This window comes from Streptomyces toxytricini, assembly GCF_014649915.1.
Classification (GTDB): domain Bacteria; phylum Actinomycetota; class Actinomycetes; order Streptomycetales; family Streptomycetaceae; genus Streptomyces; species Streptomyces toxytricini.
This window is the reverse complement of record NZ_BMTY01000024.1, coordinates 19364-42660: the sequence shown is the minus strand read 5'-3', so window position 1 is coordinate 42660 and position 23297 is coordinate 19364. Positions and strand designations below refer to the sequence as shown.

At 71.4% G+C, this 23297-nt stretch carries 16 protein-coding genes, 1 pseudogene and 1 riboswitch; of the genes and pseudogenes, 7 read left to right on the top strand and 10 right to left on the bottom strand.

Annotation, left to right across the window (positions count from 1 at the left end):
* Positions 1-38: 38 nt before the first annotated feature.
* On the bottom strand, positions 39-971 hold the full coding sequence (locus tag IE170_RS26695; RefSeq protein ID WP_229885191.1) for an AraC family transcriptional regulator: 933 nt from the start codon (positions 969-971) through the stop codon (positions 39-41).
* A gap of 111 nt (positions 972-1082) precedes the next feature.
* Here IE170_RS26695 and IE170_RS26690 point away from each other — a divergent pair, with 111 nt between their 5' ends.
* On the top strand, positions 1083-1763 hold the full coding sequence (locus IE170_RS26690; protein WP_189812002.1) for an NAD(P)H oxidoreductase: 681 nt from the start codon (positions 1083-1085) through the stop codon (positions 1761-1763).
* Between the two features lie 456 nt (positions 1764-2219).
* Here the strand turns inward: IE170_RS26690 and fxsT are convergent, their stop codons facing one another.
* Together fxsT and IE170_RS26680 are read right to left on the bottom strand one after the other, a co-directional pair.
* Positions 2220-5375, bottom strand: coding sequence for an FxSxx-COOH system tetratricopeptide repeat protein (gene fxsT / locus IE170_RS26685; RefSeq protein ID WP_229885189.1), 3156 nt, complete (start codon positions 5373-5375; stop codon positions 2220-2222).
* Positions 5376-5385: 10 nt separating this feature from the next.
* Positions 5386-5721 (bottom strand): hypothetical protein, encoded by a 336-nt coding sequence (locus IE170_RS26680; protein ID WP_189812001.1) that lies wholly within the window; start codon positions 5719-5721, stop codon positions 5386-5388.
* Between the two features lie 351 nt (positions 5722-6072).
* Between IE170_RS26680 and IE170_RS26675 the strand changes: the two genes are divergently transcribed.
* Entirely contained in the window at positions 6073-6540 is a 468-nt protein-coding gene (locus IE170_RS26675; protein WP_189812000.1) for a hypothetical protein, read from the top strand.
* A gap of 623 nt (positions 6541-7163) precedes the next feature.
* Here IE170_RS26675 and IE170_RS26670 read toward each other — a convergent pair.
* Positions 7164-7796, bottom strand: a pseudogene (locus IE170_RS26670) (RHS domain-containing protein); the annotation flags it as partial.
* A 257-nt stretch (positions 7797-8053) separates the two neighbouring features.
* On the opposite strand from IE170_RS26670, the gene IE170_RS26665 reads away from it, so the two are divergent.
* The gene (locus IE170_RS26665) at positions 8054-9022 is read left to right on the top strand and encodes a tetratricopeptide repeat protein (protein ID WP_189811999.1); all 969 of its coding nucleotides are present in this window, start codon (positions 8054-8056) and stop codon (positions 9020-9022) included.
* Between the two features lie 5 nt (positions 9023-9027).
* Positions 9028-9381, top strand: coding sequence for a ferrous iron transport protein A (locus IE170_RS26660; RefSeq protein ID WP_189811998.1), 354 nt, complete (start codon positions 9028-9030; stop codon positions 9379-9381).
* A 5-nt stretch (positions 9382-9386) separates the two neighbouring features.
* On the opposite strand, the gene IE170_RS26655 is transcribed toward IE170_RS26660, so the two are convergent.
* The 6 genes from IE170_RS26655 to IE170_RS26630 all read right to left on the bottom strand — a co-directional run bounded on the left by IE170_RS26655 (position 9387) and on the right by IE170_RS26630 (position 18483).
* Entirely contained in the window at positions 9387-10055 is a 669-nt protein-coding gene (locus tag IE170_RS26655; RefSeq protein ID WP_223855678.1) for a lysophospholipid acyltransferase family protein, read from the bottom strand.
* Between the two features lie 22 nt (positions 10056-10077).
* Entirely contained in the window at positions 10078-10695 is a 618-nt protein-coding gene (locus IE170_RS26650) for a TetR/AcrR family transcriptional regulator (RefSeq protein WP_189811996.1), read from the bottom strand.
* 246 nt (positions 10696-10941) lie between these two features.
* Positions 10942-11652, bottom strand: a complete 711-nt coding sequence (locus IE170_RS33605; RefSeq protein ID WP_189811995.1) for a DUF1330 domain-containing protein — start codon at positions 11650-11652, stop codon at positions 10942-10944.
* A 197-nt stretch (positions 11653-11849) separates the two neighbouring features.
* Positions 11850-12758, bottom strand: coding sequence for an NADP-dependent oxidoreductase (locus IE170_RS26640; protein WP_189811994.1), 909 nt, complete (start codon positions 12756-12758; stop codon positions 11850-11852).
* Between the two features lie 19 nt (positions 12759-12777).
* The gene (locus tag IE170_RS26635; protein ID WP_189811993.1) at positions 12778-13287 is read right to left on the bottom strand and encodes a MarR family winged helix-turn-helix transcriptional regulator; all 510 of its coding nucleotides are present in this window, start codon (positions 13285-13287) and stop codon (positions 12778-12780) included.
* Between the two features lie 1200 nt (positions 13288-14487).
* On the bottom strand, positions 14488-18483 hold the full coding sequence (locus IE170_RS26630) for a hypothetical protein (protein WP_189811992.1): 3996 nt from the start codon (positions 18481-18483) through the stop codon (positions 14488-14490).
* 1049 nt (positions 18484-19532) lie between these two features.
* Positions 19533-19712, top strand: a riboswitch (cobalamin riboswitch).
* Between the two features lie 448 nt (positions 19713-20160).
* On the opposite strand from IE170_RS26630, the gene IE170_RS26625 reads away from it, so the two are divergent.
* The 3 genes from IE170_RS26625 to IE170_RS26615 all read left to right on the top strand — a co-directional run bounded on the left by IE170_RS26625 (position 20161) and on the right by IE170_RS26615 (position 23288).
* Positions 20161-20304: a hypothetical protein gene (locus IE170_RS26625; protein ID WP_189811991.1), complete on the top strand. Its 144-nt coding sequence runs from the start codon at positions 20161-20163 to the stop codon at positions 20302-20304.
* 95 nt (positions 20305-20399) lie between these two features.
* Positions 20400-21878 carry an MBL fold metallo-hydrolase gene (locus IE170_RS26620; protein ID WP_189811990.1) on the top strand — a complete coding sequence of 493 codons (1479 nt, stop codon included), beginning with the start codon at positions 20400-20402 and terminating at the stop codon, positions 21876-21878.
* The gene (locus tag IE170_RS26615; protein ID WP_189811989.1) at positions 21879-23288 is read left to right on the top strand and encodes an MBL fold metallo-hydrolase; all 1410 of its coding nucleotides are present in this window, start codon (positions 21879-21881) and stop codon (positions 23286-23288) included. It abuts the gene before it with no gap.
* Positions 23289-23297 lie beyond the last annotated feature (9 nt).

Genomic DNA, 23297 nt, shown 5'->3' with positions numbered 1-23297 from the left:
TGTCTGACGCGGCGGCGGGTGCGGCCGCGTGCCGTGACTCACGCCGCCGTGGTGCGGAACGCGCTGGGGCTGAGGCCCTTGTGGCGTTTGAAAGCGGTACTGAAGCCGAAGGCGTCGGCGTAGCCGACGGTCTTGGCGATCTGGGCGATGCTGAGGTCGGTGTCGGCCAGGAGCGCCTCGGCGTCGTCCATGCGACATTCGGTGAGGTAGGTGAGCGGCGGACGGCCCATCACCTTGGTGAAGCGCCGGGCGAACAGTGCCCGGGAGACGCCGGCGTGAGCGGCCAGCGACGCGACCGTCCAACTCGCGGCGGGCCGCCCGTGGAAAGCGTGCAGGGCAGGGGCGAGGACCGGGTCGGCGAGGCCGCGGTACCAGCCGGGCGCGTCGGCGCCCGCCCGGTCGAACCAGCTGCGCAGCGTGCAGACCAGAGCCCAGTCGAGGAGCCGGTCCATCAGCGCCTGGGAACCGGCGGAGAGCCGGGCGGCGTCGGCGGCGGCGTTCTCCAGCCAGGTGCAGACCTCGGCGTCCTCAGCGATGACCAGGACGGGCGGCAGGGCGCGCAGGAGCCGTTCGTGGCGGTGCCCCGAGGCGCGGTAGGCGCCCACGATCAGCGCGGTCGCTCCCTCCGGGCCGCTGCCCCAGTGGATACCGTCGAGTTCCTGCCCTGTGCACGCGGCGTCCGCGGTGAAGCAATTGATCTCGTACGCGGTGTGGGGGAGGTGGACGGTGGCAGGCTCGTCCGCCAGGCGGAACCGTGCGGGGCCGCCCTGGACGACGGCCGTGTCGCCCGGGCCGATCGCCCGCTCGGTGCCGTCGGACAGCAGCAGCGTGCCGCCCCCGCGCAGCACGCTGATCATGGTGAGGGGAGCGGCGTCGGCGAAGGTGATACTCCACGGGGCCGTCAGGACGGCATGGGTAACGACCGAGCCCTCGGCCCGGATGCCGCTCAGCAGCGAACTCAGAGGATCCACAGCGCAAGCGTAGACGATCTCCAATGTCCTGGAGCGTTTCTCCCATGGATCATCTACGGGTGCCGCGGTTGTACTGGACTCACTGCACAGATCGAGCCCTCGGGAGACACCGTGCCGCAGCACAACATCGACGCCAGGACAGCCCTCGTGGTCGTCGCGCACCATCGCAGCGACTCCCTCACCGCCCACACCGCCCGCCGCGCGGCTGCCCGGCTCGAGGCCGCCGGATACCGCATCGACCTGCTCGACCTGCACGCCGAGGGCTTCGACCCGCGGATGAACGTGGAGGACCAGCCGGACTGGGGCAACCGGGAGAAGCCGTACTCGGCCCAGACGCAGGCCCATATGCGGCGGATCCTCGACGCCGATGTCGTCGTCGCCGTCTTCCCGGTGTACTGGCAGAGCGTGCCCGCCGTCCTCAAGGGATGGATCGACCGCGTATGGAACTACGGGTTCGCCTACGGCCGCAGCAAGCCCCGCCTGGCAGGCAAGCGCATGCTGTGGCTGGCCCTGGCCGGCGCCACCGCCGACGACCCGGTCGTGGAGTCGATGCAGTCCTCCCTCGAGGCCGGCCTGAGCGACGGCATCGCCTACTACTGCGGCTTCTCCCGCTCCACCGTAGGCCTGCTCCTGGACGCGGAGGAGCGACCGCAGCGCATCGACGCCGAGGGCAATCTACTGGTCGGCGAAGCGGTCACCGGCGCCGAGCGGGAGGCGCAGTACACCGATTTCGACCGTCGGGCACGGAAGTTCGTGGAGGAATTCCTCGCGGAGGAACTCGTCGCGGTCTGACGGCCTCCGGCTCCTGTGGGCCGACGCTGCCGCAGTGCGTGCGACATGTGGGGAACCTGGTGGCCCGGCCCGCGCCGGCGGACGCCTCGGACCCGACACCGGACGACGACGTGCGGGTACCGGGCCCGTGCTGTGCCGGGCAGCCGTGACGCGGTCGAGAGCACGGCACGTTCCCCTGGCCTCCGGCTGGACCGGCACCTGCACCACCTGCGGCCGACGCCTGCCCCGCAACAGAACCAGACCGAGAACCTAACGAAGCACTAATAGGCGGACCCTGCCGAAAGAGGCGCGCGTTCAGGACTGAGCGCCGACGGCCCTCGCATGAGCGGCCGCAGCCGTCCGGGAAGGCGATGCCTGTGAAGCGTTTCGCCTGCCTGGAGACAGGAGCTTGCAACAGCTGCAGCCACCGGCAGCCGGGTGGGTAGCGCCGCGGATGAAAGAAGCGATCCAGTGCCTTCACGGGCGACCATCCGCCGCGCCCGCCACATCCCCCGCCCGCTCCTGCCAGTAGGCGAGGTTGTTTCGGGTGGTAAGGGTTCTGGGGTGGTCGGGGCCGAGGGCCCGCACCTGGTCGGCCAAGAGCTCGGCGAAGGCCCGTGCCGCTCCCGTCGCGTCCCCCGCCTCACCTCTCCAGTAGGCGAGGTTGTTTCGGGTGGTGAGGGTGTCGGGGTGGCCGGGGCCCAGCACCCGCACCTGGTCGGCCAACAGCTCGGCGAACGCCTGTGCCGCTCCCGTCGCGTCCCCCGCCTCACCTCTCCAGGAAGCGAGGTTGTTTCGGGTGGTGAAGGTTCTGGGGTGGTCGAAGCCGAGGACCCGGGCCTGGTCGGCGAGGAGCTCGGCGAAGGACTGCGCCGCCCCCACTGCATCCCCCGCCTCCGCTCTCCAGGAGGCGAGGTTGTTTCGGGTGGCAAGGGTGTCGGGGTGGTCGGGGCCCAGCACCCGCACCTGGTCGGCCAACACCTCCGTGAAGGCTTGTGCCGCTCCCGTCGCGTCCCCCGCCTCCCCTCTCCAGTAGGCGAGGTTGTTACGGCTGGTAAGGGTCCTGGGGTGGTCGGGGCCCAGCACCCGCACCTGGTCGGCCGAGAGCTCGGCGAAGGCTTGTGCCGCTCCCGTCGCGTCCCCCGCCTCCCCTCTCCACGAAGCGAGGTTGCCTCGGGTGGTGAGGGTGTCGGGGTGGTCGGGGCCGAGGACCCGGACCTGGTCGGCGAGGAGCTCGGCAAACGCCCGCGCCGCCCCCACCGCATCCCCCGCCTCCCCTTTGCAGGAGGCGAGGTTGTTTCGGGTGGTGAGGGTGTCGGGGTGGTCGGGGCCGAGGACCCGGACCTGGTCGGCGAGGAGCTCGGCAAACGCCCGCGCCGCCCCCACCGCATCCCCCGCCTTCTCCCTGCGGGTAGCGAGGTTGTTTCGGGTGGTGAGGGTGTCGGGGTGGTCGGGGCCCAGCACCCGGACCCGGTCGGCGAGGAGCTCGGCGAAGGCTTGCGCCGCTCCCGCCGCGTCCCCCGCCTCCCCCCTCCAGGAAGCGAGGTTGCCTCGGGTGGTGAGGGTTTTGGGGTGGTCGGGGCCGAGCACCCGGACCTGGTCGGCCAACAGTTCCGCGAAGGCTTGCGCCGCTCCCGTCGCGTCCCCCGCCTCCCCTCTCCAGTAGGCGAGGTTGTTGCGGGTGTTGAGGGTCCTGGGGTGGTCGGAGCCGAGGACCCGCAGCTGGTCGGCGAAGAGCTCGGAGAAGGCCTGTGCCGCTCCCGTCGCGTCCCCCGCCTCCCCTCTCCAGGAGGCGAGGTTGTTGCGGGTGGTCAGGGTGTCGGGGTGGTCGGGGCCCAGCACCCGGACCCGGTCGGCGAGGAGCTCGGCGAAGGCTTGCGCCGCTCCCGTCGCGTCCCCCGCCTCCCCTCTCCAGGAGGCGAGGTTGTTGCGGGTGGTGAGGGTTCCGGGGTGGTCGGGGCCGAGGCGGTGGGCGGTGATGTCGGCGAGGCACTCGAAATGGTCGATGGCGGCGGCGACTTGGCCGGCTTCGCCGAGGCTGCGGCCCAGGCGGAACAGCAGCGCGTGTGCGTCCGGCTGGTACAGGGCATCTGCGGCGTGGCGCATGAGCGCATCGGTGTTGGCGCGCAGGGACTGCGCGAGATCGGCGTCGCGTTCGACGTCGGGCCAGGCGGCTTCGAGGGCGTCGGCGGCGGCCCGCGCGGTCCGGTCGTGCCGGCCGGGGGTGAGGGTGTCGCGGGCGGCGCGCTGGATGAGCTGGTGGGCGCGGACGGCCTGGTGAGGGGCGCCCGGTGTGTGGTCGACGAGGCTGAGCCGGTCCAGGGCCCGGAGAGCGCCGAACGCCTCCTCGGGGGTGACGGGCGCGGCGGGGCGCTGCCGCTTCCGCGGCCACCACCTGGGTCGCCGCGTTCGCTCAGGGCCGGCGGCGGTGCGGTGTGCGGCAAGGTAGCCGCGGGCTTCCGGGCTCGTCAGGACGTCGTGGGGGATGCCGTTGGCGTCGAGGAAGGCGGCCAGGTGGAGCATGGGGCGGGCCAGGCCGGCGGGCCGGAGTGTGTCTGCGCGGTCGATGGAGAGGGACCAGGCGGCGGCGAGGGTGGCGGCGTGGTCGTCGGGCAGGGCGTCGGGCGCGAGGTCGGTGAGCCTGGTCGCCCGGTCGGCCAGCAGCTTTCGGTAGGCGGCTGCGCTCTGTCCTGAGTCGACGAGGTAGGCGGCTGCCTGGGCCAGGGCCAGGGGCAGGTGTCCGAGGTCGCAAGCGAGGGCGGTGAGCTGCTCGGCGGGCTCGCTGCGGTCCTGGGCGTCCAACGATGCGGTGAGGTAGGCGAGGGATTCAGGGGGGTTGAACACGCCCACCTCGATCCGGCGGCGGCCTTGCCCGAACAGGGCGGCATCGCGGCGTCGGGTGGTGAGCAGCACCCGCCCGTACGGGCTGGCCGGCGGCCAGAGGCTGTAGCGGCGGGCGGGGTCGTCGGGGTGGATGACGAGGTCGTTGGGGTCGGCGAGGTCGTCGAGGACGATCAGCCACCGGCAGGGCCGCTGCCCGGGCTTGGGGGCCAGCCAGGCCAGGAACTCCTTCGCGGCCCGTTCGGGATCGTCGGGATCGGCCCGGCACAGTTCGGCTCCGGCCTGGGCGTACGCACTCACCACGGGCGACCGGGCGCTCGCCGTGACCCAGACCAGGACGTCCAGGGCGCCTTCGTCCCAGGCGGAGCGGGCGTGGTCGGCGGCGAGCTGGGTCTTGCCGACCCCGCCCATCCCGGTGAGCACCTGGCAGAGCACCGCGGTCCCCCCGCCGGCCACCGCTGCCCGCAGCCGGTCCGCCTCGGCACGGTGGCGGAAGGACCGCGCCGCGGAGGGCACCACGCCGACCTGGTGCGGCCAGGAGGCCGGCTCCCGCGGGGTGCGCTGCACGGTCAGCGTGTGGACGTAGCCGCTGATGGCGGTACTGCCGCCGCTGGCCGTGACGTCGCCGGTGCGGGACAGGCGCACAGAGTCCGGGCCGCCGCCTTGACGGACGGGCCCCCGGTAGCCGGTCACGGCCGTCTCGTCGGCGGCCTCGGCGCTGCCGGTGTCCGCCACGGCCACCGACAGCCCGGGGACCTTGCCCCGCGCCCTGCGCGACGATGCTTTCACCATGGGTGCGGGCCTAGTTCGAGTAGTCGATGCCGGAGACGGAGTTCTTGCCGGTGGCCTCCCCGGTCCGGTCGGCCCTGGCCGAGCCGCGGCCCCGGCCGCCAGGCCGCCGGATGCCGGTGACGCCGCCCCGGTCGGCGTTCCCGGTCCGCGTGGCCCTGTCTGCCGGTCCGGCAGAGGACGGGCGCTGGAACAGCGCCCAGACCAGGGCGGCGATGCCGGCGGCGGCCTGGACGGTCGCCCCGGCCAACTGCCCCGCATTGGGCCCGTCGAGCAGCCACAGCAGGGGAGTGGACAGGACCGCGGCCACCGCCGGCACGATCACCGCGATCTTCCACCCCTGGGACATAGCGGCTCCCCCTTGCCCGACTGCATGCCGCCAGCGGCTGCCGGCTTGCCGCATTATCCCCAGGACCCGTCGCGAACGCCGGGGAAATTGCCTTCCCGGCACCTCGGGCTCCCACCGTCCCCTGCCCCAATTCTGCCCCAACGCACCGAAAGTCCCACCGATCGCTGCACGGCACACGGCTGATCCGGATCCTGATCTTCCGCTACGGGCATATGCGGTAACCCGGAAAGGTGTTTCATGGACGGCACCTGGAGCGGCTCACCCCGGTAAAATGCCAAAGGATCACGAGTTGCACGTGGGGAGCCATGCGTACCCGCCACAGCTCACCAGAAGGCGAAATCAGGAGGGAATATGCTCAAGCTGAACGCCCCCATGGACGGCCCCTCTGGGTTCAGGACAGTGATTTCAAACGACGACTATCCGGAATCGCAGTACGGAAACACCGGGCCGGGGTGGAGCTGGATGTGGGTAAATTCCCCCTTCGCCTTATCTTTCGTGGAGGGGCAGTTCACCCGCAGGGTTTTCAAGCAATACCAGACGTCACATCGCGACCTGCGGTCCTTCGTCGGCGAAAGCCTCGCTCCCAACGATCCGCGCTGGTCCAAAGCATGCGCCGCTGCTCTTCGTGACACGACCGCACAGGAATTCATTCTGGTCTGCGAGATCTGGGCATTCGCCTCGTTCGAAGTCCGCTCGGGTCGGAGTGCGGAAGCAGGCACGGCCTTCTACAACGGATGGGTCGCAGCCATGAACGCCGATCCGCGGGCTGCGCACGCACTGCAGCGGTCCGGGAAACCCACCGTCATACCGATGGGCTGACCACTGGTCCCGTGCCATCCCGCTCATCGCGAGGTGTTCCGATGCCGGGGCCGGGAACATCCCGCCGTTATGTCGGACATGCCGGGTCCAGGTGGCACGGGGGCGCGTGACCGGAGTTCGGCCCGGGTGAGTCTCCTCCGGTCGCCGCGCAGGCGGCGGCCTTCGGATCGGTCGCGGTTCGGGCCACCTGGCTGACGCTCCCTTGGGCAGCGGGAGTTCGCCGACCGCTTCGCCCTTGCCGGGCCCGGTCAGCCGCCGGCCGAGGCGGCCGGAGCGCACGACGTCGCCGTCCTCGCTGAAGAACGCGCCGCCCCCACCGGCAGGGATGTCGATGGTCCCGGTCACGCGGGCCTTCGCCGGGTCGGTCACGTCCCATACGGCCAGCCGCTTGGTGCCGTCGGCCACCACGGGCGTCCGCCCGTCGGGAGAGAGGGCCGCACCGCGGGTACGTCGGACCGGGGCGCGGGCGCAGGCGTGGCATCGGCCGCGGCGCGGGGCGCGGACCGGGGCTCGATGTCCTCGTACTCCTCCGGCCCGGCCCCGTCGCCCGGGATCGCCCCGGGGGTCCACCCGCCGGACACCGTCGCCGCGGGCTCCTCCGCGCCGCCGGGCGGGATTCCGTTTGATTCGGGGTCGAAGTACTGGCCCGGGAAGCGGAGCGGTGTGTAGGCGTCCGCGTCCGTGTTCCAGGTCGTGGTGCCCCACAGGGCGCTGCGTGTGCGCCAGGCGACCGCGCCTGCCTCATCGACGAGTTCGGTCGGTGTGCCGATCAGGTCGGTGACGACGGCGAAGAACCGGCTGTCGATCTCGTTGCCGTCGCTGTCGGCCAGCTTCTCGGTCTGGGCCAGGGGCAGGAGGCCGTCGTGGTTCCAGGTGAGGGTGACGGTGTGCGGTCGGTCAGCGATGGTGGTCGTCTGCTCGCACAAGGTCATTCCGTAAAGAGAGTCTCCTCTGCGACGGTGACGCCGTCCGCCGCCATGCGCCGCTTGGCGCTTCGGCGGCCGAGCGCGTCGTACGTGTAGCGCCACACCCCGGGTGCGCTGGCGGAGGGTGATCCTGCCGGCGGCGTCGTACTCGTAGCGGACCCGGCCCGCGCCGACGAGCCGCATCCTCTCGTAGGTGCGCGGTCCGGTGGCGTCCGAGCCGCCCGGGTGGCCAGCAGGCTAAAAGGCCTGCGTTTGGTTGCCCGCGGCGTCATAGGCGTAGCGCTCGCTCCAGCCCGCGGCGCTCACCGCGGTGACCCGGCCGACCGGGTCCAGCTCGTACGTTCGGGCGCCCGCAAGCTCGTCCTCCACGCCCACCAGGTAGCCGTCGGCCCGGTAGGCGTAGCCGCGCCGCTGCAGCAGCCGACCGTCCGTGCCGGTCACCTGCTGGTCCGCTCCGCTGTCCCAGCCGACCTCCTCGGCGACATCGGCCGCCTTGCCGCCGCCCCACTCGACGAAGTCGCCGACGTCTGCGCCGAGCTGGTTGGCCGCCGAGCGCCTACCTGAACCAGAGCGACTACGACATGTCGATGTCCCACGACCGCCGAGCCCTGGACCTTTACCGCACCACGGGATCGACGAAGGGGCAGAGCGCCGCGCTCAACAGCCTGTGCCTCGCCACGTGGTACCTGGGCGACCTGAAGGAGGCCCTGCGCCACGGCGAGCGGTGCGCGGAACTCGGCCGCAGTACGGGCTTCCGCACCAGCGAGGCCATCGCCACGGGCAACGTGGGGGCGATCCTCCACGAGATGGGACGGCTGGCCGAGGCAGAGGAGCAGCTCACCCGTGCGCTGGTCCTCTACGACGAGCTGGGCTTCCCGACCGCCGCGGCGCTCGCCGAGCGCAACCTCGGAGCGGTGCTCCACGAGAGCGGCCACGCGGAGCGCGCCCGCGCGGCCCTGGACCGGGCAGCCGGGATCCAGCGGCGCCTCGGCAACCAGGTCGACATCGCCTACACCTTCTTCTGGCTCGCCCTGACCATGATCAAGGCGGGCGACCGCGCGGGCGCCCTCGACCACATCGACCGGGGCTTCGAGATCGCGACCGGTGAAGCCCGCGCCGAGTCCTACCTGTACGTGGGGCGGGCCCTGCTCTCGCAGAGCGTCGGCAACCACGGCGTCGCCCTGAAGCACTTCGAGACGGCCCGCGGCCTGGCCCGGCGCTGCAATGCCCGCACTCCGGAGCTCCGGGCCCTGCTGGGCCTCGCGGACTCCAGCCTGCGCCTGGGCCGGCCGGCGGACACGGCGCGCTTCGCGGAGGCGGCCCGCGCCTCGGCCGGCCGCAGAGGGTACGGACTCTTCGAAGCCAGAGCGCTGCTCCTGCTGGCCGAGGCCTCCCTGGAGCACGGCGAGCCCGAAGCCGCCGCACGGCAGGCCGGGCAGGCTGCCGCCCTCCTCCCGGAGCCCGGCCACCGCACGTACCGTGCCGAGGCCCTGGCTCTGGCGCAGAGGTCGCACAGGGAGCGACGGCCTGACACCCCGTCGGCCCTGGCAGAGTAGGCGGCATGACAAACAGTTCCGGCCCTGCTCCCGAGGATGTAGGCGACCGCCAGGCGATCGAGCACATCCTCGGTCGGCCCTTGAGCCAGGCATGGCCGACGGGTGCACTGGCACCGGGCAGCCGGGTCACAGTCGTTCGCGACCAGGACTGGGACGGCCCTTGGCAGGTCGAGTTTCTCGGAACGATCGATGCCATGGGTGCACCCGAACCCCACACACATGCCCGGGCGCTCAGGGGCGAGCTGCTGTACTGGGTCACCTTTGACGCACCGCAGTACGACTGCGACGGGGCCGGTCCCTACCGCAAGGCCCAGATCCGGGGCCGGTACCTACGGGCCGAGCAAGAGCCCGAAGCGTAGGTCGGTCAGCCCCGCGCTTTCGCGCTCGCCGCGTAGACCGGAACGTATTCCTGGCCGGAGACCTCCGCTATGGCTCGCACGATCAGGTCGGAGACCGCCCTTCGCGCGCCGGCGTCGGCGGCGGAGCCCTCGTACAGGGAGAGGTCGACGGGCTTGCCGAAGGTGACCGTGACCTTGGCCGGACGCGGAAGCACGCGCCCGGGTGCCAGGACGCGATCGGTGCCGCTCATGGCCACCGGCACCACGGGCGCGCCGGACGCGAGAGCCAGCCATGCCACGCCCGTTCTGGCCCGGTAGAGCCGGCCGTCCGGGGAGCGTGTGCCCTCGGGATAGATGCAGAAGACGCCCCCGTCCTTCACCACCCGAAGACACGCGTCGAGCGAGGCCACCGCGGCCCGTTGGTTCCCGCGGTCGACCGGAACCTGCCCACTGCCCCGCATAAAGGACGAGACGAGCCGCCTCGGCCAGGAACCTCCGTCGAAGTACTCCGCCTTCGCCATGAACGTCACCTGCCGGTCCAGCACCAGCGGCAGGAAGGTCGAGTCCACGATGGACAGGTGGTTGGACGCGAGGATGACGCCGTTCGACTGCGGCACGTTCTCCAGTCCCACGGCTTCGAGCCGCGCCGCGGTGCGCAGCACCGGTCCCGTCAACCGCTTCATGTGCTCATACATCAATGCGTTCCTCCACGCCCGGTCACGAGGCCGTCGGCCCGAGGTGGGCGTCCAGCGCAGCTTCGATCAAACGGTCGTGGCTGTCGAAACCGTCGCCGCCGAGGGCGAGTTGCAGGCTTCTCCAGGACCACAGTTGGGCGATGCCGTGCAGGTTCGCCCACAGGGCGGCCGCGGTGACGGCCGCCGAAGGCTCCGGCGCCTGTGCCGGGCACCGGGCGACGAGCTCGGTGACGCGCTGGAACATCGGGAGCGTCGCCTCCCTCAGCCCGCGGCTGTCCGGAGTTCCACTCTGCTCGCCGCCGTCCAGCAGGTCGTGGCGGAACATCAACTCGAACATCCCGCGCCGTTCCAGTGCGTAGGTGACGTACACCCGCGCCAGCGCCGCCAACTCGTCGCGCGGTACGGCACTCCCCGTCGTGGCCGCGGCTGCGGCGGCCCGCGCGTTCAGCTCCTCGAAGCCCCTGCGCGCGATGGCCGACAACAGCGCCCGGTGTGTGGGGAAGTAGCGCCGCGGCGCACCGTGCGACACACCTGCCCGGCGGGCGATCTCCCGAAGACCGACCGAAGCGGTGCCCTCGGAGAGCACCAGCTCCACGCCGACATCGACCAGTCGTTCGCGCAGGGAGCCTTCACCGTTCATAGACACTGTCTACCAGCATCAGTGGACACTGTCTACCGCCAACTCGCCCGCGCGGACCGAGGGGTGGTGTGCGCGCTGACCGCCTTCCCGGGCCCGACGGCCTTCGTGGGTCCGGATCCGGCACGTTCGCCGTGGACCGGCTACCGGGCGCCGGGCCCGGCGCCCCTCAGGGCGGACACCGGAACGGCGAGCGCGGCGCCGTCCGTTTCGGTGGACCACCCGGTCGACCACGGCCCGACGGCCGGCTCAGCCGCCGGGGCAGAAGCCGGCGCCGTGGAGGGAGGCGCCGGCCTGGCCGCTGTCGTAGGCGGCGAGGCTGGACCAGCCGCACACCTGCACGGCGGCCAGGTTGCCGGAGACCCGCAGGTAGTGCTTCCCGCGCAGGTCTATCCCTTTGCGGTCCTTGCCGCCCACGATGTTGACGTCGATCCAGGCCCGGTCGCCGGGGGTGTGGACCGCGCCCAGGCGGAAGGAGGTGAGAGCGCCCTTGTTGCCGCTGCAGTGGGCCCGGCCGTTTCCGCTGGTGTCCGTCAGGAGGCAGTAGTCGGAGACGAACGCCGTCTCGCGTACGTCGATGCGGATGTTGTAGCTTCCGGCCGCCTGCGCGCTCGGTGCCGCCGCGGCCAGGAGGCCGATGGCCGCTCCCAGGGCGGCTGCCGCCGTTGCCGGCTTGTTGCGCAGAACCTTCATGATGTGACTCCTTGGATGGGGGTGGAGGAAGGGAGAAGAGGACGGATCGTTTCCGGGGCGGGCCGTGCAGCCCGGCGGACGGGCCGGTGCCCGCCCTTCCCGGCCGGGCCGGTCGGCAGGCGCCGACAACGACCCGGACGGAGGAGTGCTTGCGCCGAGGGCTTTGCGGGGCTGGTACGCCGGCGCATCCGAGAGGGCCTGGGCGGCGGCCCGGTCGGGGAACTCGTGGATGACGAGTGCCGGCGGGCACCGGTCGCCTTCCGGCACGAGGAGGTTTCGGCCTCCCGCACCAGCGGCAACACGGCGCCGGCGTAGCGCTGGAAGCCGTCGGGGTCAGGGATGTCGAGGCCGAGCACGACGTACACGCTCACGGGCGTTCCATGGGTGCCCCTCGCGTTGCGGCCGCCGCCCCGGCGGGCTCGTTCGGAACCAGGGGACGTCTGCGGACCGCTGCGGCCGGCGTCTCAAGGCAGGGTCAGGACTCGCTTGCCGCGGGTGTGGCCCGATGCTGCGGCCTCGTGGGCCAGGGCGGCGTCGGCGAGCGGGTACGTGGCGGCGACGGTGACGGTGAGCTTCCCCGAGGCGGCCTGGCGGGCCAGCGCGGCCAGGTCGGCGGGGTCGCGCAACTGCGGCCCGGCCTCGAAGGCGACGCCGAGCGCCGGGGCGGTGAAGTCGGCGATGGTGACGATGCGGTCGGTGCCACCCAGCAGCTCCACGGAGTCGGACAGGGCACCCTTCCCGGCGGCGTCGAAGACCGCGTGGAGGCCGCCCGGGGCGAGTGCGCGGACGCGCTCGACGAGGCCGGGCCCGTACCGGGTGGGGATGGCGCCGAGGGAGGCGAGGTAGTCGAGGTTGGCGGCTCCGGCGGTGCCGATCACGCGGACGCCCTGCCGGACGGCGAGTTGCACGGCCATCGTGCCCACCCCGCCCGTCGCCCCGTGGATGAGCAGGGTCTCACCTTCGGCGACGGCCAGCCGGCGCAGCACGCGCCGGGCGGCGTCCCCGGCGACGGGCAGCGAGGCGGCTTCCGGCCAGGACAGCTCGCGGGGCTTGGCGGCGTAGCGGGAGGCGAGGGCGAATTCGGCGTAGGCGCCGCTGTCGGCCCAGCCCAGCACCTCCTCGCCGACCGCCACGTCCTCGACGCCCTCGCCGAGGGCGTCGACGGTTCCGGCGAACTCCGATCCCAGGACCGAGGGAAGAGTGGTGGGGAAGACGTGCTCCATGGCTCCGGAGCGGATCTTGGCATCCACCGGGTTCACCCCGGCGGCACGGACGCGGACGCGGATCTGGCCGCGCCCGGGCGACGGGACGGGCTGTTCGGCTTCGTGCAGGACCTCGGGTCCGCCGAAGCGGTCGAAGACGACGGCGCGCATGGATGTGCTCCTTGAAGGGTCATGGTCGGTGGGTTCGCCCGGCGGGCCGGCCGTCGCCGGTGCCGGTGCGGTCGAATCCGCAGATGGACTGTTCGACGGCCGCGGCCGTGGCGACGAAGGCTTCGACGGCGGCCGGGTCGAGTCCCTCGGTGGCGGTGGCCTCGAGGGCGGCCCACATCCTTTCGATGGGACCTCTGAGAGCCCGCCCTTGGTCGGTGAGGTGGACGTTCATCACCCGGCGGTCGTGCTCGGACGGGGTGCGGGTCAGCAGTCCGGCTTCCTGCATGCGCTTGACCGACTTCGAGACGGTCGAGTGGTCCAGGCCGACGCTTTCGAGGAGCTCGGACTGGGACTGGCCGTCGCGGTCGAAGAGCTGCATCAGCAGCAGCTCTTGGCCGGGGTGGAGGCCGAGCTCGCGGAGCATGCCTGCGGCGTGGGCGCGGTGTGCGCGGGCAAGGGTGAAGATCGCGTAGCTGAGGCGTCCTGACCGTGCGGTGGACGGGACAGGCGGCCGGGCGGCGGTGGACATGGAAGCTCCTGGATCGGCGGTGCCAAGCGGCCGTGGAAAGGCCGGGGACGTACACCTAACACGCACTTAGGTGGCCGGCCAAGTATGAGCGGTGCAGGTGGGACGCGGGGCAACCGCATCGTCGGCTGCAGGAGCACATCGGCCATTCGCCTCGGCGGCTTGTGAACGTACCGGGGCGGCAAGGGGCGTGCGGTCACGGCGACACTCCGAGGCTGAGGGGGAGAGGGGCGGGATTTACGTTGCCAGCCACATAAACGTATCACAAGAAACGTGGTCGACCACATAAATCCTCCGACTCCGCTCGGTACAGCCGTCGGCAGCATCGACGGCGCCGCAGAGGCCCGGTGGGACCTGGGCGGCAGTGACGTCCTGGTGCAGTAGGGCTTTGGCGTGGCCGGCGAGCGGAAACACCGAGGGGGGCCGTGCAGACCGGATCCGGTCTGCACGGCCCCCCTCGGTGTCGGTCATGTCATTCAGGTAGCGCATACGCCGCCGATGACGTTCCGAGTGCGACTGAGGGCGCACTCTTCGGAGCACCTTGCCGACCCGCCTGCGAGGAGAATCAGACCGTGTCCCACCCCGCCGACCCCGCAACTGCGCTGTCCTTCTTCCCCCGTCGGGCTGCCCCTCCGGCTGGCCCGGCTTCCGCCGGGCCGGTGGTGCCGGAGTCCCTGGAGGTGCGCACGCGCACGGACCGGCAGGCCTTGGGGCCCGGCCGGCAGCGGGACAACCGGGACAGTGACCCCCGGCCCCCGCTCGGATGCGGCAGTGGACCCGGGGCCCCTCGGGACCCTGAGCGCGGATCGCTCCCCCCGGGAGGGCCTGGGCGGTCTTGAGCGCGGTGAAGCTCGGGGCCCGATGACCTCGCTCTCGTCCCCGAACGGCCACTACACCACCTCGTCATCGGGGCGCGCCCCGCCCGCGGCGTGGCGCGTATTCCACTGCGCCGACGAGCCTCTCATCCGGACTCAGGAGCGGCGGAAGGCCGCGCCCAAGGCGCACCGCTCCCCGGCAGGCGGGGCTGCGGCCTGCGGAGGATGCTCGCGCCCTGCCGCCCATCCGGCTCTCTCGTGCACACGCTGATGGGCTCGCGCCGTACGCCGATCCGAAGTTCGGCGCCGGCACGCCCGGTTCCAGCAGATGCGGAAGGCCCCGCCCGATCTGATGATCGGGCGGGGCCTCGCTCGTTCCTCCCTGCTGTCAGGAGGTGAAGTAGCCGTTCAGGTCGGCGATCACGTCGGTGGATCCGGAGTTGTTGTAGAACGTGACCCAGCCGTCCACGACGGGGACGACGACGAGGTTGGCGACGGTCTGCCCGGGGGTGTAGTTGAGATTCGACACGCCCGGCCGTGCGATCCCGTGCGGGTGGACGATCAGGTGGCTGGCTTCGGTCGGGTTCGTGACCGTGACGTTGAGGACGACTGCCGTGACGCCCTGTACGGGGACTCCCGCGGTGCCGGTCACCTGGAGGCGGACGACATCGCCCGGCCCCACGGCTCCGGCGCGGGCGCCGGTGCCGTCGCGGGTGTCCAGGAGGCGGACCGGACCGGCCGCGGAGAAGGCGGAGCCGGTAGCCGCGTAGTAGCCGGTGACGTCGGCGATGAGGTCGACGGTTCCGGAGTTGTTGCGCAGGTCGACCTTGCCGTTGACCACCGGGACCGTCACCAGGTTGGGGACGATCTGTCCGGGCGTGAAGTTCAGGTTCGACACGCCTGGCGCCGCCTGGCCGTTCGGGTAGACGGTGACGTGCCCGGCCTCGGTCGGCTGGACCGCGGTCACGTTCATGATGACGGCCGTGACTCCGCTCGCGGGGATGCCCTTCACACCCGCGACCTGCAGGGTGACGACCCCGCCCGGACCGACCCGCTGTCTCTGCGCACCCGTACCGTCACGCGTGTCGAGGAACCGCGCGGGCGTGATGGGGTTCAAGGCGGAGCCCGCCCCGGTCTTGTCGGTGTAGTAGCCGGTGACGTCGGCGATGAGGTCCACGAATCCGGCGTTGTTGCGGAGGTCGACCTTGCCGTTGACGACCGGCACCGTCACCAGGTTGGGGACGATCTGCCCGGGCGCGAAGTTGAGGTTCGACACCTTGGGTGTGGGCTGCCCGTTCGGGTAGACCATCACGTGCCCGGCCTCGGTCGGCTGGACCGCGGTCACGTTCATGACGACGGCCGTGACTCCGCTCTCGGGGATGCCCTTCACGCCCGCGACCTGCAGCGTGACGACGCCGCCCGGTCCGACGCGCTGCTTCGTCGCGCCGGTACCGTCACGCGTGTCGAGGAACCGTGACGGGCCGAGCGGCACAAACCGGCTGCCCTTCAGGGGCTGGGCCGTGACGGTGTAGGCCTTGGGCAGGTAGCCCCGTGACGGGACCCCGGGTGTGTACTCGACGCCGTCGAGCAGCAGGTCGTACTGCCCGGGCTCCAGCCCGTTCGTGTCGACCTTGACGTGCAGCTGCTTCCCGTCGGTGTTTGCGGTGACCGGCTCCAGGACCCGCTCAGGGAAGCCGTCGCGGACCAGCTTGAGCTTGCTGCCGAAGGTGAGACCGATACCGCTGACGATGGCGTCCGTACGCGTACCGGACATGCTCGTCGACGGGCTGATGCCGGTCGGGTTCGGCGCCGGCGGCTCGACGCAGCCCTCCCGGCATTCTCCCTGGAAGGAGAAGTCGACGGGGGTGCGTGCCCGCTTGGGGCTGAGCAACAGCACTGCCTGGCCGGGCGCCGCGCCGCCACTCGTCGCGCAGCTGAACGCGAACCGTTCACGGTCGGCCGTGCACCCGTACCCGGCGGTCTCGGAGGTCCATCCCGGGCCGCTCATCAGGTCCAGACCCGGCTTGTCGAACTCCGTGGTGCTGGTGGTGCCGGTGACGGCGATGGTCTGGCCGGCCCTCATGTCGATCACGGCGCAGTAGGCGGTGGAGGCTTCGGAGAGGGTCCCGCTGCGGGTCGGGAAGTCGTTGACCGAGACGCGGTTGGCGGTGCACTCCGGGGCCCAGCCCGATGCCGTGCCCACCCGCCAGGTGTCCAGCTTCGCGGCGACGGGGCCGCTGTGGGCCTTCTCGGGTCCGATGATCGCCAGGTATGACGTCGAGCCGGCGACACGGCAGGAACCGGTCTTCAGGCACACGGCGCGGCCGTCGCCGTCGACGACGGTCAGCGGGGCGGCGTCATAGTACGGAACGGCCGGGGTCCGCGCCGCGATCCAGAACTTGTCCGTGGCGGCACCGTTCAGCCGCACGCAGCGCGTGTCCAGGAGGGACGTCAGGTCGAAGGCGAGAGAAGGGCCGCCCGTCTTCGTGGAAGGCGGTTCCCCGCACTGCGCGGTCGCGGACACGTCGCGCCGTACCAGGCGGTACGTCTCCGTTCCGCCCGAGGCGGTGGCCCAGCTCTCGAGCAGCGCCGTGAACGGCTCACCGGGTGCCAGGGAGCAGACGTTGGCCGCGGACGTGGAGGTGGTCTCACATGTGACGTTGCCCGCCGCGTCGACCAGCTTGACCTTCGCCGTCACGTCCCTCGGGTTGCCGGAGACGTGGTCCAGCAGCTCCGCGGTGGAGTGGGCGTTGCCGGGCACGCTCAGGCAGGCCTGCGACCGGTTGAAGGCCACCGACACCTCGGCACCCCAGGTGCCGTTGCCGAACGCGGACTGCGGCCACGGCGTGCACCCCTCGGCCTCGCCGGTCCGGTGGAACACCAGTCCGAAGGTCGCGGGTGCCTGGCTGCTCCTCAGCACGGCGCGGAAGGGGGCGGTGCCGGCCAGCTTGCAGATGGCGCCGGAGTCGCACTGCTGCCGGGTCCCGGACGCGTCGTAGAGGGTGTACGCGGCGTAGCTGCCGCCGGTCGGCGGCCGGTTCAGCACATAGACGCCCTTGCCGCTGGCGGTGGGGAGGGTCAGACAGAGGACGTGCCCGGGAGCCGTGAAGGTGCCGGTGGCCGGACCGGCCGCCAGACCGTTGTCGTGGGTCGCGGTGCAGCCCCTGGTCTCCCTGGCGGAGTGGAAGGCGATGCCGAAGGCCTTGAAACTGTTGCTCTTGGGGTCGGCCGACCAGGTGTAGTCACCCGGGGCAAGGTTGCAGACGTCGTACCGGAGGCAGCTGGACACGGTCTCGCCGGCCTCGGACAGGATCGCCGACGGGAGCGGACGGGAGCCGGAGGCGACGACATCGGCGTAGGTGTATTCGGCGGCCTGGGTGACCCGCAGGATGCGGCAGTGCTCCGTCCGGGTCAGGTCCGGCAGGCTCCCGTACGCCTGGGGCTCGACCACGGCGCAGCCCTCCGGCTTGGAGAGCCGGGCCGCGGTGTAGTCGTAGTCGACGGCGTTCCCCGAGGACTGCAGCGCCGAGATGCGGAACGGTGCGGTGCCCGTGAGCTTGCAGTCGACGGCTTCCGCCAGGCGGCCCCTGGACGTGCAGACCTCTGTGCCCGAGGCGTCGTACACGCTGTGCAGGACTTCGGGGCTGCTGCTGTAGGTGCGCAGGACGTCACCGACGACCAGGTCCAGGGTGTAGCAGTCGCCCGCCGAGCCGGCCGACAGCGAGCGGTGCAGCACGGTCGGTGCGCCGAGCCTGTGGTCGGCCGCGCCGACGGCCTTGCACCCGGTCGAGGAGAGCAGCGGGGTGTACGACACGGAGATGCCGTTCGCCGTGCTGCTCTTGTCCGTCACCTGCACCGTGTACGTTCCGGCCTGACCGGTGGGGCACCGCAGCGCCGTGTACGCGGGGTGGCGGACGCTCTCGCAGGTGACGGCGCCGCCGCCGGGCGCGATCAGCTTGGTGGTGGACGCCTGCGTCGCGACGACCTGGAGCATGACCAGGTCCTTCTGCTGCGGCAGGGCGAGTGAGAAGGACGCCGTCTTGGACGGGTCCACCGTGCAGTTGACGACCGTGTGCGGAGCGATGGCTGCCGGACAGGGCTCGGCGAGGTCGCTGCTCTGCTGAAGCGTGCGTACGGCCGCCTGGTTGTCGGCCGTGGGATCCGGCGTGGGCGTGGCCTGCGGACCCGCGGCCTCCGTCGGGGCCGAGGCCCCGGTGGCCGGGGCGACCGCGGCGGTGATGGGCGCCGCGGGGGCCGCGGCCTCGGCGCCGGTCTGACCTGCGAGTGAGGCCAGCAGGGTGAGCAGCAGAGTGCCCGAGACGGCTCTCGCCCCGCCCCGCCGCCGTCTGCTCTGCCCTCTTCTGCCGATCGGCAGCAAACTCATGAACCCCCCAGTTCCAATGGGCCCGACCCCCCGTGACCTGCTCGGAAGCTCTGGGCAGCCGGAGTGTAGCGCCTACCCCGAACAGCCCAGGGGGCGGGATGCGCCGTCGGACCACGCCCCACCCGGCGGGAGGCTGGGGGGCGCGGCCCGCCCACCGACGACCTCGGCCTGCGCAGCCGGGACCGCTCGACCCGGGCGTCGACTTGCTCCAGGGGGCCCGCGCCCGCCTCGCCGGGCAAGCGCCGCCCGGGCCACGCGCTGGAACGGTCCAGCACCAGCGGTGCCTGCAAGCGCTTCAGCAGGAAGGCGATCCGGTCCCGCGCTCGACGGCGCCCCGGGGCGAGGGTGAGATGGCGGAGCGGGCGGCGACCGGTGCGCTGGAGCGGCTGAGGGGTGTCGGCCCAAGACCGCGCAGGTGGTGCGCGAGGCGCCGACCGCGAGGTCCCGGCGTATCTGCGGCGGCTGGGGGAGGAGGCGGACGAGGCGGCCACGCCCGGCACCGAGCTGCGGGCGGCGCTGCGCGGCGACTGCCATCTGCACTCGGACCGTCCGACGGCGGCAGCCCGATGCTGACGCGGCTGCGCGAGGCGGTAGCGGCTGGGGTGTTCTTCGCCATCGACCCCGACGCTCACGCGCCGGCCGGCTGGACCGGCAGATCATCGGCTGCACCCGCGCCGAGGAGTGTGGCGTGCCGGCCGACCGCGATCAACACCTGGTCGGCGGAGGGCTGCTCACGCGGAAGCGGACGCGGCGGGCGCCGAAGCAGGCCGGCTGGCCACCGACGACGACTTGTGCGGTACCGCTCGGTGGCTGCCGGGCCGCACCGGGATGGCCAGATCGGGCTGGACGTCCCGAGGCGCCTGCCCGCCGTGCCGGCGGACGACGCGCCCCTTCGGGCGGCTGGCCGGCCGTGTCGGCGACGCCGCGCGACCGGTTGCCCGGCGGTGCCGCACCGGCCTCGGCCGGGATCGTTCGCGCACGCGAGGAGCGCCGGTTTCGGCCGAGAATCGACCCTTCTCTGCCTCATATGCCTGTGGCATCACGGCTGGATCGCCTGTGATGCTGCTGGTTGACCGTCGACGGGGGAACGAGGAAGCCGGTGAGAATCCGGCACGGTCCCGCCACTGTGAAGGGGGAGCGAATCCGCACGGCCACGGCCCGCTGGGCCGGAAGGCGCGGAGGAGCGTCGATCCCGAGTCAGGAGACTCACCCCGTCGATACCTTGACTATCGGGGCGGATTTCCCCGGGAGAGGTTCGGTGGCACCCATGTGTCAGCGTTCGCGAGGCCGCCACACGCGCTTCCGCTCCGGCGGATCGAGGGCCGCGTCCCCTGGTGCGCCCCCGCCCGAGTCATGGGCCCACCGCGCGCGGCGTCGCACCTTCCCGGGCTGATCTTCCGGGCGACCCGTCCGCCCGTCTCCCGTCTGCCTGTCCGCCGGTCCGGCCTTGTCCGTGCGGCCCGCTCATCCGCTTGTTTCCTCCCCCTGCACGCCCACCCATGCCGCAGGGTCCGTTTTTCATGCCGGTAATTCTGCCAGAGCGGCCGGCCGCTTTTCCCGTAGCCCGAGAAAAACACCCTTGACTTTCCGTTCCCGACTCTCGGATGATCTTCGGGCAACACCAGATATCCGCCCGGATTTCCGCGCCGCCGGCGTGGAATGGAATGAGGGAGTGAGATGGCGAGCACCGAGACGAAGACGCTTCAGAAGACGGACATGGACGCGCTGAAGGCGCTGGTCGGCGACCTGGACAATGCGCCGGTCAAGAAGTCGAAGCAGGCGAACGGCCGACGGACTGCGCACCACCACTACGTCCGCTAACCGCCGGCAGGTTGACGCTTCCGGCCGGGGGCGATGACCCCCCGGCCGGGGCAGCCGTGAAAAAGACGGGCCTATCAGCACACAGGAGGCCGCCCATGCAGCTCGGATTCCTTGGGCACAACGGATTTTCGGTGGGCGACCAGAGCGCTCCCGTACTGATCGACGCCATATTGCTTTCGAGGTATGGCGAGGAATACACGTCCAGTCCCGTGGAGATTTATCCGCCCCGGGACATCGCACTCGACCGGATGCCGGTGCCGTCCGCGGTCGTGATCAGCCATGAGCATTCGGACCACTACCACCTTCCCTCCCTCGACAAAATCGACCGCGATGTTCCGATCGTCGTCGGCCCTTTGATGATCGATCGGGCGGTCAAAGCCGTGGAGGCACTCGGTTTCACCGTGCACCGACTCGGCTTCGGCGAGACCCGCAGGTACGGGTCGGTCCTGATCACCCTCTTCCCCCCGGGGGCGGACACCGTCCTGTGGGAGAGCCGGGTGAGCCAGGTGTACGTCAGGGACGCTGAGGACCCGGAGATCGGCGGTATCTACCTCGGGATCGACGCGCTGATCTCCGACGAGTTCGTGGCACAGGTCGAGGAAGGCTCACTGCCCCGGCCGGCGGCCGTCGCGGTCAGCAACAACGCGCAGATCACGCCGCCCGGCGTGTTCGGGTCGTTGGACAACCTGCGGTCCGCGGACATGGCCGAGCACCACGGGCGGCGTGCGGCGTTCGCCGGGTTGGAGATCCTGCAGGGCATCATCGCCGGCACCATCGAGCAGACGTCCGTCTTCCGGGGCAGCCACTTCCTGATCTGCGGTGGCGGCTTCCTCAAGGACTATGAGCAGATGGGTCCCTTTCCGTTCTCGGAGCAGAAGGAACTGGCCGACCACGCCTCCGAGCTCTCACGCTGGGTGGACGTCTGCGGCCCCGAGCCCGGGGACATCCTGGAGGTCGGTCCGGAGGGAATCAGCCGCACGGGGCTGCTGACATGGCTGGGGACCGACCGACAGCGCTTCGCTGAGCTCCGGGCCCGGCGGGACGCGTTCCTCGGTTCCGGCGAGGTCATCCCCCTGCGCCGGATCATCGCCCCCCAGAGCGCGGAGGAGGAGGAGAAAGCCCTCCGCGACATCGAGAAGGAGCTGACCTATCTCGCCCGTGCCATCCTGCTGTCCCCGCTCGGCCAGGATCTGATCGAGGCGACTCGCACGGCCGGCCAGGACGTCAGGCCCCTGGTGCTCAAGATGCTCCGCTCGCACCGCGAGGATGTGTCACTCGCATTGGACCTCGGCCGCGGCGCCTTCCTTCCCGTGCAGGACCTCCCGCTGGCGGAGGCTCTCGAGGCGTACCCCTACGGCATCGTCGTCCACGCGTCCGACTTCGCCGGTGTCCTGCGCGGCAGCCTGCAGATCTGGGATGTCGTCGGGATCGCCATGCACTCCTGGTACGCCAACGACACGTTCGGTTCACCGGTGGCCCTGCTCTTCGACGCGCTCGGCGAGCAGGCACGGCCGGACATCAGCTGCAAGGTGTACGACCTGCAGTTGGACGCGATAGCGAAGGGGATCGAGTAGATGACGGACGCCGTCACGTTCATGGGCCAGCAGTCGTGGCTCGTGGAGGTCGCAGGGGCGCGGATCCTGGTCGACCCGGTTCTCGACACGTCCTTCGGGCATTCGTCCGCACTCCGCTTCGAGATCCACCCGGCGCGCCGCATCGACATGGACCTGATGCCGCCGGTGGACGCCGTGATCATCACCAATGAACACCTCGACCACTTCCACCTGCCGTCACTGCGGCGCCTCCCCGCCGACATCCCCGTCGTGATGCACCGCCTGATGCCCGCGGTCTGCGTGGACCACCTCAGGGAACTGGGGCGCGAGGTGCACCTCCTCGGCCACGCCGAACCGATGAAGATCGGCGGCGCCGAAGTACTGCTCCTCCAGGGCGACAAGGACGTCCCTGTCTGGGAGAGCCGCGTCACCAGCCTCTACGTCAGGCCGGCAGGTGCGCCCGGTGGTGTCTTCATCCAGTCCGACACCGCCGTCAGCCACCGGACGCCGGCCGACTGCACCCCCGAGGTGTTCATCGCCACGCACAACGCCCAGGTCCCTCCGGCGGGTGAACTCGGGGCGTTCGACAACCTGCTGCCCGTCCCCGCGGCGGACGCGCCGGAAGTCACGGGACTGGAACTGCTGTCGGCCCTCCTGAACGACACGGCGGCGCTGCTGCCCTCCGTCCGCCTGTTCGCGCTCAGCGGTGGGGGGTACACGCAACTGCCGCGCAAGCACGGTGAGTTCCTGTGGAACGACTTCGGAGCGCTGGAGCGGGTCGCCAACGCGCTGTCGATCGACAAGAAGGTGCTCGGGCTGGCGCCCGGCGAGTCGGCGGTGTACGGCCGGGCCCCCGTCGACAGGGAGCTGGTTCCATGGATCACCCCCGTCGCTCCCTCATCGCCCGTCGAGTCCTCGGACCGGCAGGCACGCGCCGACGTCGACCTGAGCGCGCCCTTGCCGCCCCTCTTCGAGCAAGGCGTCGACGAGGCCGATATGCGCCTCGTCCTCCGGGAACTCGCCGGACTCGCCCCGCTCCTCATGCTCTCCCCCCTCGGCCGGAACCTCGTCAACACCAACACCTACCTGGGCCGGCGGGTCGGCCCGTCGCGGTTCGCCGTGCACCTGCGCGGAACGCCGCGAGGGGACGAAGTCCACGCGCTCGACCTGAACAGCGCAAGCTTCCAGGTCCGGCCGGGCGGGCTGCGAGACGCCCTCTTCTCCATCCCCAGCGGCATCGACGTGAACTGCGCCGACCTGCTGGCCGTGCTGCGCGGTGAGATCCACATCTGGGAGCTCGCCGTGAGCCGGCTGCGCCAGTGGTACGTGGGAGACAGGATGGAGAGCCCCGTGGCCTTCCTCTACGGCGCCCTCAGCGAACAGGTGCGGCCGGACCTCGCTGCCCGCCTGTACCGGGCGCTGCGGGACTGAACGGTGGCG